The sequence below is a fragment of the Paraburkholderia sp. BR10923 genome, from assembly GCF_040948765.1.
Classification (GTDB): Bacteria; Pseudomonadota; Gammaproteobacteria; order Burkholderiales; family Burkholderiaceae; genus Paraburkholderia; species Paraburkholderia youngii.
In genome coordinates this window covers 146,178-162,148 of the sequence record NZ_JBFPKO010000002.1, presented here as the reverse complement: position 1 = coordinate 162,148, position 15,971 = coordinate 146,178, and the positions used below count along the sequence as shown (strand labels likewise).

Annotated in this window: 12 protein-coding genes; 8 read left to right on the top strand and 4 right to left on the bottom strand. The window is 60.7% G+C overall.

The annotated features are described in order from the left end of the window. Positions 1 to 56 precede the first annotated feature (56 nt). On the bottom strand, positions 57 to 1,334 hold the full coding sequence (locus AB3X94_RS04160) for a hypothetical protein (RefSeq protein WP_176106941.1): 1,278 nt from the start codon (positions 1,332 to 1,334) through the stop codon (positions 57 to 59). Between the two features lie 399 nt (positions 1,335 to 1,733). Between AB3X94_RS04160 and murJ the strand changes: the two genes are divergently transcribed. Genes murJ through AB3X94_RS04145 form a run of 3 tightly spaced genes read left to right on the top strand, consistent with a single transcriptional unit; the run spans position 1,734 to position 5,497 of the window. Beyond that, positions 1,734 to 3,098 carry a murein biosynthesis integral membrane protein MurJ gene (murJ, locus tag AB3X94_RS04155; RefSeq protein WP_176106940.1) on the top strand — a complete coding sequence of 455 codons (1,365 nt, stop codon included), beginning with the start codon at positions 1,734 to 1,736 and terminating at the stop codon, positions 3,096 to 3,098. A gap of 29 nt (positions 3,099 to 3,127) precedes the next feature. Then, positions 3,128 to 4,267 carry a glycosyltransferase family 4 protein gene (locus AB3X94_RS04150; RefSeq protein ID WP_368610845.1) on the top strand — a complete coding sequence of 380 codons (1,140 nt, stop codon included), beginning with the start codon at positions 3,128 to 3,130 and terminating at the stop codon, positions 4,265 to 4,267. 51 nt (positions 4,268 to 4,318) lie between these two features. Then, entirely contained in the window at positions 4,319 to 5,497 is a 1,179-nt protein-coding gene (locus AB3X94_RS04145) for a glycosyltransferase family 2 protein (RefSeq protein WP_176106938.1), read from the top strand. Between the two features lie 81 nt (positions 5,498 to 5,578). Here AB3X94_RS04145 and AB3X94_RS04140 read toward each other — a convergent pair whose 3' ends face one another. Beyond that, a complete protein-coding gene (locus tag AB3X94_RS04140; RefSeq protein ID WP_368610844.1) occupies positions 5,579 to 7,561 on the bottom strand; it encodes a phosphatase PAP2 family protein in 1,983 nt (660 codons plus the stop codon). A gap of 740 nt (positions 7,562 to 8,301) precedes the next feature. Here AB3X94_RS04140 and galU point away from each other — a divergent pair. From galU to AB3X94_RS04125, 3 genes are all read left to right on the top strand, one after another. Further along, a complete protein-coding gene (gene galU / locus AB3X94_RS04135; protein WP_368610843.1) occupies positions 8,302 to 9,201 on the top strand; it encodes a UTP--glucose-1-phosphate uridylyltransferase GalU in 900 nt (299 codons plus the stop codon). Between the two features lie 377 nt (positions 9,202 to 9,578). Further along, a complete protein-coding gene (locus AB3X94_RS04130; RefSeq protein WP_176106935.1) occupies positions 9,579 to 10,235 on the top strand; it encodes a peroxiredoxin in 657 nt (218 codons plus the stop codon). Positions 10,236 to 10,292: 57 nt separating this feature from the next. Next, the gene (locus AB3X94_RS04125; protein ID WP_176106934.1) at positions 10,293 to 11,360 is read left to right on the top strand and encodes a rhodanese-like domain-containing protein; all 1,068 of its coding nucleotides are present in this window, start codon (positions 10,293 to 10,295) and stop codon (positions 11,358 to 11,360) included. Positions 11,361 to 11,391: 31 nt separating this feature from the next. On the opposite strand, the gene AB3X94_RS04120 is transcribed toward AB3X94_RS04125, so the two are convergent. Continuing rightward, positions 11,392 to 12,396: a DMT family transporter gene (locus AB3X94_RS04120; RefSeq protein ID WP_368611019.1), complete on the bottom strand. Its 1,005-nt coding sequence runs from the start codon at positions 12,394 to 12,396 to the stop codon at positions 11,392 to 11,394. A gap of 478 nt (positions 12,397 to 12,874) precedes the next feature. On the opposite strand from AB3X94_RS04120, the gene AB3X94_RS04115 reads away from it, so the two are divergent. Continuing rightward, complete coding sequence (locus tag AB3X94_RS04115) at positions 12,875 to 13,492, top strand: dihydrofolate reductase family protein (RefSeq protein ID WP_176106933.1); 618 nt, start codon at positions 12,875 to 12,877, stop codon at positions 13,490 to 13,492. 39 nt (positions 13,493 to 13,531) lie between these two features. On the opposite strand, the gene AB3X94_RS04110 is transcribed toward AB3X94_RS04115, so the two are convergent. Further along, positions 13,532 to 14,476 (bottom strand): LysR family transcriptional regulator, encoded by a 945-nt coding sequence (locus AB3X94_RS04110; protein WP_368610842.1) that lies wholly within the window; start codon positions 14,474 to 14,476, stop codon positions 13,532 to 13,534. Between the two features lie 125 nt (positions 14,477 to 14,601). On the opposite strand from AB3X94_RS04110, the gene AB3X94_RS04105 reads away from it, so the two are divergent. Continuing rightward, positions 14,602 to 15,819, top strand: coding sequence for an FAD-dependent monooxygenase (locus AB3X94_RS04105; protein ID WP_368610841.1), 1,218 nt, complete (start codon positions 14,602 to 14,604; stop codon positions 15,817 to 15,819). Positions 15,820 to 15,971 lie beyond the last annotated feature (152 nt).

Below are 15,971 nucleotides of genomic sequence, written 5' to 3'. Positions count from 1 at the left end.
CACAAACCTCGCAGGCCGGGACATGAGAGGATCGAGTACCGGCCGCAGATCGAAACTTAGGGCGAGCGCGGCGCAACTAGCAAATCCGGTTCTCTACCCTCAACATCGACACCCCGATAGCCGGCAGCCGAATGGGTATTGTCCCGCGATACCCCCAGCCGCATCACCAGGGGCAGGAGCCCGAAGTAGAGAAGCGGCGACGTGTACGACAGCTTTGATGACATCAGCAGCCCGAAAAAGCACAGATTGGCAATGTCCTTTTTCATGACCAGGAATATGCCGATGGGAATTGCAAGTCCTACGATGCCAAGTTGCACGACGAAAAAATTGAGCAATCCTGCGTCGTTAAGTGATGCAACAAAGGTCGACGTGTGTTCCGAGACATCGAACAGGTCGTATTCGACGGAGAAGGGGCCGTAGCCGAACAGAAAATCCCATCCATGGCGCACTTCATAGACGTACGACAGCAGCCGCAAGCGCAGTCCTGAATCCGCATCGATTTTGAGCATGAAGCTATTGACGTAAGCCGCAATCAATCCCGGCGAGGCCAAGGCGATCAATGTGAATATTGCCGTCGCCCACGCTCTCATGCGGCGCGAGTGCGTGACCATCAATGCTGCAATCAACACCACCGCCTGTACAACCGCCGCAGCTGACTGCGTGATGAGCATGGATAGCACGGTCAGAGCGATGGGCAGCGTAGCCGGCGTCTTTCCTCTCGCCCTGGAAAGCAGGATATAGCCGATTGCCATGGTTCCCACGGCCGCGGCGAACGTCGAAGGTTCTATATACAGACCCGTCGGCCGGAATGCGAAAACGGGATGCACGGACTCCCAATTCTGGTACCGCGACGCGTCACCCGTAATCGGCCTGGTAAAGTCGATGTACTGGCCGCTGATGAGCAGCGTTGCTGTCTGCAGGAACAGGACGGAGCAATTGAGGACTAGCAACCTCGAGACAGCTGTCGTGACTTCGCCGATGCGTGTTGAAATCAACGCAGCGAATGACGCAAGAAAGCCGATGTCAAGCAAGAAGAAAATGTAGTTGTTCGTCGCGGATTTCTCGAGATTGTACGAAGCGTTCCCGTGTGGTACTGCGAGAAACCACAGATAGCACGCGGTAATGACAGTCGCCGAAAGCGACACAAGAGCCACGCATCGAATACTGAACAACGCCTCGCGGACCTTCGCGTCGCTCATGCACACTGCCATAAGCAGCAGAATGCCTGTCATCACGACATATGGTCCATGGCTCGTCAGTGAGCACAGCAGCAGCGCGACGAACATCGCGCTGCGATGAATTGCGGTCGACCGCATCGTTATTTGTGTACTCATGCTATGGCTTCTCTGCTAAGCAAATAGTTGGACCAGGCCTTTGATTCAACTATTCGTTATTCCGGTACTTTCTGCGCACCCCGGTGAATGTAGAGGAAATAGGTACCTGTCAATGTGCGTTGTCAAACATTAATAGGGACGCAGTGACTGCTATGTTTTACCGACGTTTTGCGTGGCCGGATGCGTGCCACGCCGCGGTCTAAACCCTGCGATACGGAAGACTCCTACGTGTGCGAAGCATGTGGGCTTCGGTCTCCGCGCCCTGAGGAACTCCATGAGCGAAAGGAAGGTGTCCCTGGCGTCGTCGGCGCCGCGCAACCGAGCGCCAGCGGAAATACTCGCCACTGCGAAGTTTGCCGCACAGGAATTTGGACGGTTCAGACGATGGTGAGCGCACTGATGTTCCAACTGACTCGCTGGCGCGAGCGGGTGCTCAGTACGCATCCTGACCATGCACGCATCGCACGGAGCCTGGCGCGCGTCTCTGCGTTCGTGCTCATCGGGAAATGTGCCGGAGCGCTGAAGGAAATGGCGATTGCGTACAAGTATGGAGTCAGCAGCATTGTCGATGCGTATCAGTTCACGTTTTCGATGGTGAACTGGTTGCCAACCACATTGCTATCCGTGGCAGGTGTGGTGCTCGTGCCGATGTTCGTCAACCTGCGCGCGCAAAAGAAGGAAGACGTGGCGCAGTTCGTCGGCGAGCTCGAAGGGGCCGCGCTAGTGAGCGGTCTTCTGGTTGCTATCGTCCTATACGTCGGCTGGCCGTTCGTGATGCAGCACCTTGGGCCGGATGCGCCGTCGACGACGCGCGACTTGTCCCGCGAAATGATGTACTGGCTCGCGCCCACAGGTGTACTGACGCTCGGCGCGGGGATTTATGCCGCGCGGCTGCAGGCCAACGAAAAGCATGTGAATACATTGCTCGAGGGGCTGCCTGCCGCGGTGATTCTCGTGAGCGTACTCGTGGCTTCGCCCGACGCGGGCCTCGTGTCGATCGTCTTCGGAACTGTGGTCGGCCTGGCGCTGCAGATGCTTTGCCTCAGGTGGCTTGCCGGACGCACCGACGGCGTGTCGAGCCGGGTCAGGCTCTCCATGCGCTCTCCGCATCTGGGCGAAGCATGGCTGTCCATGCGCACCCTCATGGTCGGCCAGGTCGCCGTCTGTTTCGCCGGACCGCTCGACCAATACCTGGTCGCGAATCTCGAAGCGGGATCGAATAGCACGCTTGGCTACGCGAACCGCGTACTCGCGCTGTTGCTCAGTGTAGGGGCGATGGCTGCCGCGCGCGCCACGCTGCCCATCTTCTCCGACATCCGCAGGCAGGGTGATGCGCGGCGTGCGCGCCGAACGGCGCTTTTCTGGGCGCTCGCCACGCTCGCTGCTGGTCTCGTTTGTGCGCTGGTGTCGTGGTTCCTCGCTCCGACTGCGATCGCCGTTCTGTTCGAACGAGGTGCGTTCACGCCAGAAGATACGGTGAGAGTGGCAAGCGCATTTCGTTGGGGACTTTTGCAAGTGCCGTTCTATTTTGCGTTGATGGTGGTGTGGCAACTCTTTGCCAGCGAAGGACGCTTCAGACTAGTGACAAACATCTCCTTGCTGGCGTTCGCGGTGAAGGTAGGGGCCAGCTTCGTGCTAGTTCACCTATTCGGAGTCGCGGGTGTGCAGATTTCACTTGCTTTGATGTACGTAACCGCATTCGTGCTTGCGATCAGCATGCTGCGGAGCAGTTCAACTTCGCGGCACGACAGCGAAATGCGCTGAGCCCTCGACCGTTCAAGAGACTACGAAACGTGAAAATTGTTCTTGTCGTCAATTCAATGGGTGAGCCGGGCGGCGCCGAACGGGTTGCCGCGGTGCTGTCGGCCGCGTGGGCCCAACGCAACGACACCGTTACGCTCGTGCCGACCTACAGCAAACACGGTGGATGTTTTTTTCCCATCGACGAGAAGGTGCGGATGATCTATCTGGCCGACCGCGTCAAGCATAGCCCGCTGCGACGGGTCAACTACATCGCGAGACTGGCGGAGTTGCGCAAGCTATTCGTGGAAGAACAGCCCGACGTCATCGTGTCGTTTTTGACCAACGTGAACATCAACGTGATCCTGGCTTCACGGGGCCTGTGCATTCCGGTGATCGCCTGCGAGCACAACGATCCGGTGGCCGATGGCCGCCCGTTTCTGTGGAAGCTGCTGTGCCGGCTCACCTACCCGCGGGCCACCGCGCTCACGTTCCTTTCCCAATCGATGGCAACGCCGTTCGAGAAGATGCGCTCGGGAGACACGCCTCACATTGCCGTGATGCCCAATCCGATTCCAGACGAGCTTTTCAGCATGACGAGGCCGCAGCGCGTGGAAGGCAGAAAGCGCCTGATTTCAGTGGGTCGTCTGAACCCCCAGAAGCACTACGAGCTGCTGATCGAAACCTTTGCGAAGGTCGCGCACGATTTCGAGGATTGGGATCTGTGGATCTGGGGCGAAGGCCCTGAGCGGCCGATGCTCACCCGCAGGATTGCAGAGCTCAATCTGTCCAGGCGGGTATTTCTGCCGGGCAGCACGCAGGCTGCATGGGATGAGATGGCCGCCGCGGACGCTTTCGTACTGTCGTCCCGCTTCGAAGGGATGCCGGTGGCGCTGATGGAGAGCATGGCGCTCGGTGTGCCGGCGGTCTCGTTCGACTGCCCGAGCGGGCCGCGCGAGTTGATGCGCGACGGGCAGGACGGTCTGCTGATCCCACCGGGCGATGCAACAGCGCTCGCCGCCGGGCTGCGGCGCATGCTGTCGGACCAGGCGCTGCGCGAAGAGCTCGGCGTCAGGGGCGCGCGCTCGATCCGGGATCGCTATTCCGTTGCCCATATTCTGACGATCTGGGATCGCCTGTTCGGTCAGCTGCCAGGGTTGAAGGGTTTTGCTGGAGCACGAAGATGCCGATGAATGAAATCGGTCTCGACGGCTGTATCAGGCACTGTTTGACTCGGAGGACGGATGAGCAAGGTCTATAGGTACGTCTCCAGGGCTACCGGCTCGGACGCCGTTGCCAGGAGCCTCGATGCGGTCTCTCGATTCCCTCTTTCCTGTGTCGCCACGGCCCTCAAGCTGACAGCCGACGGCAGAAAGAAGCCAATGGACAAAATGGCATTGGAGGCACGCATACAGAAACTGAGACCGTATCGGCCATCAGTTTCTCAGCAGTTGGCCTGCATGAATGAGGACACGGGCCTATGGCTTTCCATCATCGTGCCCGTGTACAACGCGCAAGCCTATCTGCTGAAGTGCATTGACTCGGTTCTGACCCAGAACACCGCACTCGCCTACGAACTGATTGCCGTCGATGATGGATCGACGGACGATTCTTCGGCCATTCTCGATTGCTACGCGAACCGCCCCCGCGTAACCGTGGTGCACATCGCGAACAGCGGCGTGGCTCTGGCCCGCAACGAAGGTCTCAGACACGCAAAAGGCAAATACGTGATGTTCGTCGACGCGGACGACTACCTACCGCCGGACTGCGTCGAGACCCTACTCGCTCCCGCACTTCGACACGACGTCGATATCGTGCAAGGCAGTTACTGGGTCGTCGACGTGACGGACAAAATACATAGGACGCAGGTCTTCGACGATTCGGTCGCGACTCGCGCTGATCCCGATGTCTTCGATCTGTCGGGGTATCCGTGGGGAAAAGTCATCAAGCGCGATCTTTTCAAAAGCGTGCAGTTTCCGGAGGGCATGGCGTATGAAGATTCGGTCGTCACGCTGGTCCTGCTTCCGCTGGCCAATGGCTATGTGAGCCTCAGTCAGCCGGTCTACTTTTATCGCGAGAACCCGCGCGGCCTGACGGCTGTCTTGACCAGGGATCCAAAGACACTGGATGCCTATTGGATTGTATTGAAGCTTCTGTCGGACAGACGTTCATTGGGCCTGCCGACTGACAACCGGGTCCTCGGGCAGGTTAAGAGTCATTTCGGCGCACTGCTCTACGGGAGGCTTGCCAATTTCGACAATGAGGTAAAGCGCGCAGTCTTCTATCTATGCTGCCTTCAACTGGAAGCGTTGCGAAGGGAATGCAGCGGTGGCATAAGCAGCGACAAGGTCGATAGGCTCGATTGCGCTTTCCGCACACGAAATTTCCTGCTCTGGAAGTTGCTTTGTTTTTTCGAGTTGTAAATTTCGCGATCGTGTCTCGCGTTGCGCGGTCCGTACCTCACGGTTGACGCGCAGCGCGATCCCACGCGGCATCCGGCCGGATTACGAATCGATGTGCACCGACACCCCGTTCGCCGAATAAACGGGTGTCGCCATGTGGCCGTCGACCGTGATCGTCGTGAACTGCTTGTTCGCCCCATTGCCATCGATCAGATCGATGGTGTCGCCGACCTTGGGCGCAAAGCCGTTCACGAACTTCACGTGCAGCGTGCCGCCTGCGATGGTGAGTTGATTGCCAACGTGCAATTGGCCGGCGCCTTTGCCGTCGATGTCGAGTTCGAGCGTCGTGCCGGCGAGCTGCGTGTACTTGCCGACGATGGACACGGGCGAAGTCGCCGCGATGGTGACGCCGCCCGCACCCAAATACACGTCGCCCGTGCCGAACGCATTCGGAGAATCCGCCTCGAGCACACCGCCGCTTACCTGGGAACCGCCCGACCAGGTGTTGTTGCCACCGAGCTTCAACGTACCGCTACCCTGCAGCGTCAACTTCCCCGCGCCGGAAATGTCGTTGCGCCACAGATCCGACGCGTTGAATCCGCCTTGGGACGCATCCATCGAAACGATGACGCTGCCATTGAACGCACCATATCCGTCGCCGGCCGCAAACATGTTGAGGCGGCCCCATCCTTCCGCGTCATCCATGACCGGATAGCCGGAAGGAAGCTCGGTCGTCTTGAGCACCACGCGGCGCTGGGCTGCGCTCAGATACGGAAAGCGCGTCTCCAGCAATACTTCCGCACCCTTCGGCACGACGGGAGGCGCATCGGTCGATTCGATCGGAGCAAAGCCGAACGTCATACGGCGGGTGAAGTCTGCTTTGTTCGTTGCATAGTCGGCGAAGCGGTCCGTCGCTGCCGTGCCGGAGTGGGCGAAAGCGGCGAAGTTCGTCGAATTGGTGTTGGTCGACTGCATCAGGGCTGCGTGCGCCTGACTAAATGCGGCGCCCTTCAGGGTGGCGTTGCTGGGATCGGAGAGATTCGCAGCAGTCGCCGCAAGTGCAAACATTCGACCAGCAATGACGTCGAGCGGCGAATGCATACCGGCAAAAATGCGGTTTTCGCCAAGTTCGAGGCCGCGGCTCGCCATCTCCTGGAACCGCTCCGGCAGCACGTAGGCCATTGTCATCGCGTCGCGCATCGCCTCCGCCTCGTGACCGCTGATATATCCGCCATCGGTCGAAGGCGTGGTGCTCTCGGCCGGCACCAGAGTCGGAGCTACCACGACACTCGTGCTCCAGCGGTATGGCCGCGCGTATTTGTAGAAGCGCTTGGCCGGCTCGGTCGATGCGTTGTTGCCCATGTTGCTGAGCAGATCGACAACCTGGCCGAAATTGCTATTGCCGCCACTGCTGCCGACGCCGATGTTGTTGCCGGCGTCGTTGTACAGCACGGTCGTCGCATCCGCCGGGATCGACGTGATCGTCGTCGTCTGCTGCGCCGCCGTGCGCCACGCGTTGGTGAGCGGGCCCATGCCGTCGGTCACGCTGTAGCCTTTGCCGCGCCGGTCGTCGTAGTAGGCTGCATCGGCCTGTGCCTGGGTTCGGTTGGTCGTCTCGGTGACCACGAATTGAATGTTTGCGGCATGGACGGCGCTATTCACGACCGCCCCACCCGGCGTACCGTCATTGGGTAGTCCGGTCCACGTGGATTGCACGACAGCCGGAAAGGAACCATTGGCGGGGGCGGATACGCCCGCATCGACGATCTCGGTCAACGGTTGCCAGATATCGAGGAATCGCGAGACGACACGCACGCCCGCATTCGTGGCGAGCGTCGCATATCGAGCGTCGCCGCGCTGGTTGGTCGCAATCGTGTCGACGAACGCGGGCACGTCGGGGATTGCGGCGTTGTCGACAAAACCAGGGTCGGCAGGCGGAGCCGGGATCGAGGCCGTCGCCGTTGTCGTCGAAGTATTCGAGGACGTCGGCGTAGAAGAGTCATTGCTGCCACCGCACGCGGCTAGTGCCGCCACGCTTGCGAGAATAGTGAGGCGCAGCGGAAGAGAGACGCGAAGATGAGTCATCACGAGACTTTCTTGTCGTTGTTGGTGGCGTCGAATTGTGCGGATGAATTATTACGGCATTGTTGCGACCTATTTTCAGGCAAGGGGGACATGCATCGCAGACGTCTGAGCGCAGAGAGGGAGAAAGCCAACCCCTAAAGCCAACCCCTAAAGCCAACCCTTTACCGTCGCCACTCGCCAGACGACAAACATGACGAGGCCCACCGACGCGGCGGTCAACAGAATGAAGTCAATCGAGCGCGCTAGCTTTTTCATATCAAAGTCGGATCGGACGTGCGACGTCCGCATGTGAACAGGGAGTCAGGCGTGCGTGAGTATCGAAACGCGCTTGTGCGGAATGTCGAGCGCTCACGGGCACGCTGAGATGGATCGCGGCCAGGCAGCGATCGACGGGGCGCCCGGCATTCAGCGTGGGTGTGAAGTTACGCCCTGCAAGCTTAAAAGCCGCTTAGCCCGAGCCTGTCCCCTTGACGACCTGGGTTCCCCCGAGTCGCCCGGCTCCGCGGACTGACGCGCCGCAACGGCGAATATCCACACCCGCCGGCAAACCGTGCCATCATGGCGAGCATTCAGCAGATGTTTGCGAGCGGACGGAAGCCACGTTTGTTGCAAGCGCTTCATCAGTACCGCACGCTCCGACGCGCAGCACTGGCCAGCCGAAGCGGGACGCCCAGCCGGCGGCATCCGGCCATGCTCTACAGCCGTGCTGCTCCGTCTACCAGCCGGACGAGGAGTTCATCATGCTCGCAGTTCACAAGGCGGTGTTTCCGGTCGCGGGAATCGACACGCGATTTCTGCCGGCCACGAAGGCGAGTCCGAAGGAGATGCTGCCGGTCATCGACAAACCGCTGATTCAATACGCGGTCGAAGAAGCGGTTGCCGCGGGTATCACCGAGCTGATCTTCATCACGGGCCGCGGAAAGCGCGTGATCGAAGATCATTTCGACAAATCCTACGAAGTCGAACACGTGCTGCGGGCGCGCGGGCTGCAAAACCTCGCCGAACTCGTGCAAAGCATCAAACCGCCCAACGTCAGCTGCATCTATGTTCGGCAAGCCGAGCCGCTCGGACTCGGGCATGCGGTGTTGTGCGCGCAAAAACTGATCGGCGACGAACCGTTCGCGGTCGTTCTCGCCGACGATCTGCTCGAGGGTCAGCCGCCCGTTCTCGAGCAGATGGTGCACATCTTCAGCCATTACGATTCGTCGGTAATCGGGGTCGAGGAATTCGAAGCGGACGGCGCTTGCTCGCATGGCGTGGTCGGCGGACGACATTGGGACGAGCGCGTGATCAGCGTGTCGAGCATCGTCGAAAAGCCCGCGCCGGAAAAAGCGCCTTCGTGCTTCGGCGTCGCGGGGCGCTATGTGTTGATGCCAGCGGTATTCGACCACTTGCGCGCGCAGCGGCCCGGCCCTCACGGCGAGATTGAACTGACACCCGCCATTCATTCGATGCTCGAGGAAGAGCAGGTGCTCGCGTATGAAATCATCGGCAAACGCTACGACTGCGGGACCAAACTCGGTTATTTGCAGGCGATCGTCGACTTCGCGCTGCGGCATAACGAGGTGCACGATGCATTCGGTGCCTGGTTGCGCAAGCGCGTAGACGGCGAGACGGCCGCGCCGGGCATCACGCATTAGCGCCGCCCATTGGACGACGGCACGGTCTGATCAAAGCAGGGTCCGGTAAATGTGTGCGCTATCGCACACACGCCGGCGCATCGAATGTCCATGATTTACCGATCAACGCCATTCCTCTCAGCCATTCCGGAGTGGCCAGCCAGACAGATTTCGATGGGTGTCAGCATGGGCCTGCGCGTAACGCGCTATATTTGAATTCTCACTGCGCGATGCGGCGATGCGCTACTTGCCGCGCGAGTATGCGCCGCGAAAGCTTCATCTATCGTTGTGAGCCTTGGTGATTTTCAATCCCCGAGATTAACCGGGCTCGTGTTGGACCGTTGCAGACAGGCCTCGCTCGGGTCTTCCGCTTAACCACGACTTCACAGGACGGCAATATGTCACTTCGTATCAATGACACCGCGCCCAATTTCACCGCGCGGACCACGCAGGGCACCATCGATTTCCACGACTGGATCGGCGACCAATGGGCGATCCTGTTTTCTCACCCGAAAGACTTCACGCCGGTTTGCACGACTGAACTGGGCTACATGGCGAAGATCGAGCCGGAGTTCACCAAGCGCAACGCGAAGCTGATCGGGCTATCGGTCGATCCGGTCGAAGACCACGAAAAATGGGCCAAGGACATCGAGGAAACGCAGGGCGCCGCCGTCAAGTACCCGATGATCGGCGACACCGACCTCGCAGTCGCCAAGATGTACAACATGCTGCCGGCCGACGCGGGCGATACCAGCGAGGGCCGCACCGCAGCGACCAACGCGACCGTGCGCTCGGTTTTCATCATCGGTCCCGACAAGAAGATCAAGCTGACGCTGACCTACCCGATGAGCACCGGCCGCAACTTCGACGAAATCCTGCGCGTGCTCGATTCGATCCAACTGACCGCCAAACATAGGGTCGCGACGCCGGTCAACTGGAAGCAGGGCGAAGACGTGATCATCACGTCGGCGGTCAGCAACGAAGAGGCGCAGCAGGTGTTCCCTGGCTTCAAGACCATCAAACCGTATCTGCGCACCACCAAGCAACCGCGCTGACAGATGCGGCATGGCGGCCGTTCGCGGCCGCCTCGCCGACCTTCTCGAGAGATGCAGATGATTTTTCGTCAGCTGTTCGATCCTGTTTCGTCGACCTACACGTACCTGCTCGGCGACAGCGGCGAGGCGGTGCTGATCGACCCCGTCTACGAGCAGGTGCCGCGCGATCAGGCACTGCTGCGCGAGTTGGGCCTCTGGCTGCTTACTACGCTCGATACCCACGTGCACGCCGATCACGTAACCGGCGCATGGCGCATGCGTTTGCGTTGCGGCAGCGAGATCGGGCTTGCCGCGGTCGTGGGGGCGAAAGGCGTGACGCGGCCGCTCGCGCATGGCGATCGGATCGACTTCGGCACGCGTCACCTGACCGTGCGCGCGACGCCTGGCCATACGAATGGCTGCCTGACCTACGTGCTCGACGACCAGAGCATGGCCTTTACCGGCGACAGCCTGCTGATTCGCGGCTGCGGCCGCACCGATTTCCAGCAGGGCAGTCCGCAGCAGTTGTTCGCGTCCGTGCGCGAGCAGATCCTGTCGCTGCCGGACGGCTGCCTCCTCTATCCCGCGCACGATTATCGCGGCATCACGGTGACGAGCGTGACCGAGGAGCGGCGCTTCAATCCGCGTCTGGGCGGCGACGTCGACGTCGGCGATTTTGCCGGGTACATGAACAACCTGAATTTGCCGCATCCGAAGCAGATGGCGGTCGCGGTGCCCGCGAACATGCGTTGCGGGCAGCCGGAAGGCGGCGCCGAAGTTGCGACCGAAACACCGGATTGGGCACCGTTGACGCTGCGCTTTAGCGGCGTGTGGGAAATCGAGCCGATGGCGCTGCTCGAGCATGGCGCGAAATTTCAGATCGTCGATGTACGCGAGGCGCCGGAGTTCATCGATCGTCTGGGTCATCTGCCGGACGCGAAGCTGGTGCCGCTGTCGCAATTGACAGCGCGGCTCGAAGAACTGGATCGCGAGCGACCGGTGGTCGCGGTGTGCCGGTCCGGCGTGCGCTCGGCGCAGGCGAGCGTATTGTTGACGAAGGCGGGGTTCGGCAAGGTGGCGAATCTTGCCGGTGGGATGCTGCGGTGGCGGACGGAGGGGTTGCCGGTTGCGTCGGACAGCGTTTGACGGGAAGCCGACGCTACGGAACCCCGCGAACTCAGCCGCGACCCTGAGAGCCCACGGCGACACCAGCCTTCGAATAGCCAGCGCTCCGTTGCGCCGAGCGCGTAACCAGCCAGATTCCTCCGCATACCAGCACCAGCGCGACGAGATTCTTCAATTCCATGATGTTCTCGTTCAGGCAAATCGCGGACAGCACGGTACCGAACACGGGCACCAGGAAATTGAAAACGGTAACTTTGCCGACCTGGTTATATTTGAGCAGAAGACTCCACAACGTGAAGGCCGCTGCAGACAGCAACGCCAGGTAGGCCAGCAAAGCCATCGATCCCAGCGTGAACGCGTGCAACGAACCACCGGTCGCGTACCCCGCCGCCAGCAGAACGACGCCGCCAAACCCGAGTTGATAACCGGTCATGACCATGACGTCCATACTCTGCGAAATGCGCTTTCCGTAAATCGATGCAGCGGATAGCACGAATGCGGCAATCACGATAAAGCCTTCGCCGAGCAAGGTGAATGCAAATTCAAACAGACCGTCGCCGATATTGACGACCATCACGCCGACGAATCCCAGCAGACATCCAAGCGCTTTGCGTGGCGACACCTTATCGTTCTTGTAGATGAAATGAGCAAGCAGCACGCTGAAGAAGGTCGTCGTCGAGTTCAGAATCGAACCGCGAACGCCGGTCGTGTAGGCGAGACCGATATAGAAGAAAACATATTGAATGGCCGTTTGCGTGAAACCCAATAGCATCAGCTGTCCGCTATTGCGTCGATTCAATTCGAAAACAGGCTTCTTTGAAAAGGCAGCAAGAATCAACAACAACAGTCCCGCGAGCACGAACCGGTAGCCCGCGAAGATCAGCTTCGAAGGAATATCGTTTTGTGTGATTCCGAGCAACGCGTAGCCAATTTTAATTGCCGGGTATGAACTGCCCCAAAGCAGGCAGCATAGCGTCGCCACGATGACGAGCACTTTCGGTTGGGTGAAAAACCGCGCGGAATCGCGCGATCCGGTTGTGGCTGAAGGCACGGACATTTTTCGGGTGATGTTGTCTTTGTGCACTATGTGGGCAGGCCACAGCAGTGCTTTTTTATTGCGGTATCGCTTATTTGCTTTTCAGGGATACCGCATGAAGGCTTCGCGAAATTATACGCAAATGCAATTGTAATGTCAGGGAGGAGCGGCTGCCTCGCGTCTAGCCATGCGTCGAACGTCGACGCGAATTCGGGCCGCGAATACTCATCGGCCATTGCGCGAAAGGCCACGGGCGACCGGACGTTACGCCGGCTGCTATGTGCGCATCACTGTGTCGGGCGATCTTCCGACCATACGCTGGCGAGTGGTGCGCACCTTCACACCTGCGGCGCAGGCACCCGTGGGTCCAATCATTCTGCGCCGATCGCGCGATGCCCGCTTGCGCGGCTTCACGCAGTCCGCACGCCGATTGTCGATCCGCGTGCGAGTCGTTCGTCGTAGAGATAAACCGATCAGCTTCATCGACCAGGAGCCCATCATGCGCAAGCACATCGTTTCCATGTTCCTCAGCCTGGATGGCGTCACTCAATCCCCCGGCGCGCCCGAGGAGGATGCCAGTGGCAACTTTCGCCTGGGCGGCTGGATCGTCCCTTACGCCGACGAAGCGATCGGCGTGAGTGTGCACGAGCTGCTCGCTCAGCCGTTCGAGTTGCTGCTCGGGCGTTGCACGTATGACATATTCGCGTCTTATTGGCCCCATGTCCCGGCCGATTCACGCAGCCGCGGCATGGCCGACCAGTTCAATCAGGTCCGCAAGCACGTGGCCACGCATCGATCCGATACGCTCGATTGGCACAACAGCCACCCGCTGAACGGCGACCTTGCCGACGCGATACGCGCGCTGCAACTTCAGGACGGTGCCGATCTATTGACGTTCGGCAGCGGCGACATGGTGCGCCAACTGCTGGCGGCGGGCCTCGTGGATGAGCTCCGGCTTCTGATTTACCCCGTCATACTCGGGCACGGCAAACGTCTGTTCGGCAACGACGCACAAGCGTCGGCCTTCACGCTGGAACACGCGACGAGCACGCCCGGCGGCGTGCTGATCACGCGCTACACGCGCAATGGCGAGGTGCGAACCGGAGTGTTCGAGTAGACGTGAAGCTTCGGAGGATCGACGTTTACAAAAAAAGCCCTATTTCTTCCTCACGTCCCGCGCTCGCCTGCCACTCGTCGCCGTATCCGCGAACAGGTCGATCACGACCTCGCGCAGCCAGCGACTGCCTTCGTCGTGATGGACCCGTTCGTGCCACAACAAATGGATCGGCGCGGCGGGCAGCGTCATCGGCAGCGCGCGCAGGCTGAGCGAGAACGGCGTGGCCAACTCCAGTGCGAGACGCTCTGGCACCGTGGCGATCAGGTCGGTACGTTGCAGGATGTAGCCTACGCTCATGAAGTGCGGCACCGTCAGTCGCACCTGACGCCGCACGCCGCGCCGTTTCAGCCACTCGTCCACCTGACCGTGGCCGGTGCCGGCCGACACCACCACCAGATGCTCGGCTTCGCGCCACGCGGAAAGCGTGAGCGGCGCCTCTTCGAGTGGGTGGCCGCGTCTGAACAGACAGACGTAGCGCTGATCGAACAGACGCCGCTGATAGAAACCGCCCTTCAACTGCGGCAACAGTCCGATCGCCAGATCGACGCGGCCGTCGCCCATCTCCTTGCTCAGATTGACGCTCGTATTGCGGACCGTATTCATCGCGACGCCTGGCGCGACGCGCGACAATCGTTCCAGCAATGCCGGCAAAAACACGACTTCGCCGATGTCGGTCATACCGATCGTCATCGTTCGCATTGCGCGCAGCGGATCGAAGCCCGTCACCGGATTGAGCGCGGCGTGCAAGGTGGCGAGCGCCTGCGAGACCGGTTCCGCGAGACGCAGCGCGAACGGGGTAGGCACCACACCGCCCGGCGCGCGCACGAACAGCGGATCACCCAGCAGGCGGCGCAGCTTCGCGAGCGCATTGCTGACGCCCGGCTGGCTCATGTTCATTTGCTCGGCGACGCTCGCCACGCGCCGCTCCTGCATCAGCCGCTGGAATAGCAGCAGCAGGTTGAGGTCGAGATCGCTCAGTTCCATGGCTTCGGCATGACTTAAAGATCATTCATTTCGGTGATGAAGGAGATTCATTTCATCTTATTGAGCAATGACGGTCTAGTGCTGAAAATACCGACACGATAAACCCGCATATCGGAGACACAATCATGACCCGGATGGACCTGAGCATCGCGATCGTCGGCGCCGGCATCGGCGGCCTTACGCTGGCGCTCGCACTACGCGAGCATGGCATCGATGCGCAACTCTATGAGCAGACCGACGAGTTGCGCGAAGTGGGCGCGGCCGTCGCGCTGTCGGCCAACGCGACGCGCTTTTACGAGCGCATGGGACTACGCTCCGCGTTCGACGACGTGTGCGCCGAAGTACCCGGGCTCATCTATCGTGACGGCCGCAGCGGCAGCGTGATTGGCCATCATCGCGGCATGCCCAGCTATCGCGAGCAGTTCGGTGGCTCCTACTGGGGCGTCCATCGCGCCGATCTGCAGGCGGTGCTGTCGAAGGCGGTCGGTCTCGAGCACATCGAGCTCAGTCATCGGCTGGTCGATCTCGTGCAGCATCCCGATCGTGTGAGCCTCGCGTTCGACAACGGTCGGCGTATCGATGCCGATCTCGTGATCGGTGCCGACGGCGCACGCTCGATCACGCGACGCTGGATGCTCGGCTACGACGACGTGCTGTATTCCGGTTGCTCGGGCTTTCGTGGCATCGTGCCGGCCGAGCGCATGGACCTGTTGCCCGATCCGGAGACGATCCAGTTCTGGTTCGGGCCCGGCGGCCATCTGCTGCACTATCCGATCGGCGACAACGGCGATCAGAACTTCCTGCTGGTCGAGCGTCATCCGTCGCCGTGGCCGTCGCGCGACTGGGTCATGCCGTCGACCGAAGGCGAACAACTGCGCCTCTTCAAGGACTGGCATCCGGCCGTCGTGCAGATGATCACGGCGGTGCCGATCAGTCAGCGCTGGGGCCTGTTTCACCGTCCGCCGCTCGGCCGCTGGAGCAAGGGTCGCGTGACGCTGATCGGCGATGCCGCGCATGCGCTCGTGCCGCATCACGGCCAGGGCGCCAATCAATCGATCGAAGATGCCGTGGTGCTGGCCGCACAACTGGCCAAGGCGGGCCCAGGCAACTGGCGGGAAGCGCAGGAGGGCTACGAGCGTCTGCGCCGGGGCCGCACGCGCAAGGTGCAATACGCGTCGATCAGTACCGCGGACGTGCTGCATCTGCCGGACGGCCCCGCCGCGCAGGAACGCAACGCGCGGCTTGGGGCGCGCGATAGCATGCTGCATCACCTCGACTGGATTCACGACTTCGATGCGCTCGCGCAGGAGCCGAGCGACCGGCAAGGGGGCACGTGGCTTTGAGCCTGTCCGTGACGCTTCGATAGCCAGGCGGTTGGCCGCATGCGACGGCCATGCCTCTGCTATTTGACAAACTGGGCGCCGGTCGCAATTACACCTACGCCGCTGCGAACGGAGCGTTTGTGCCGCACTGGCTCGCAGCCGACGGTCATTTT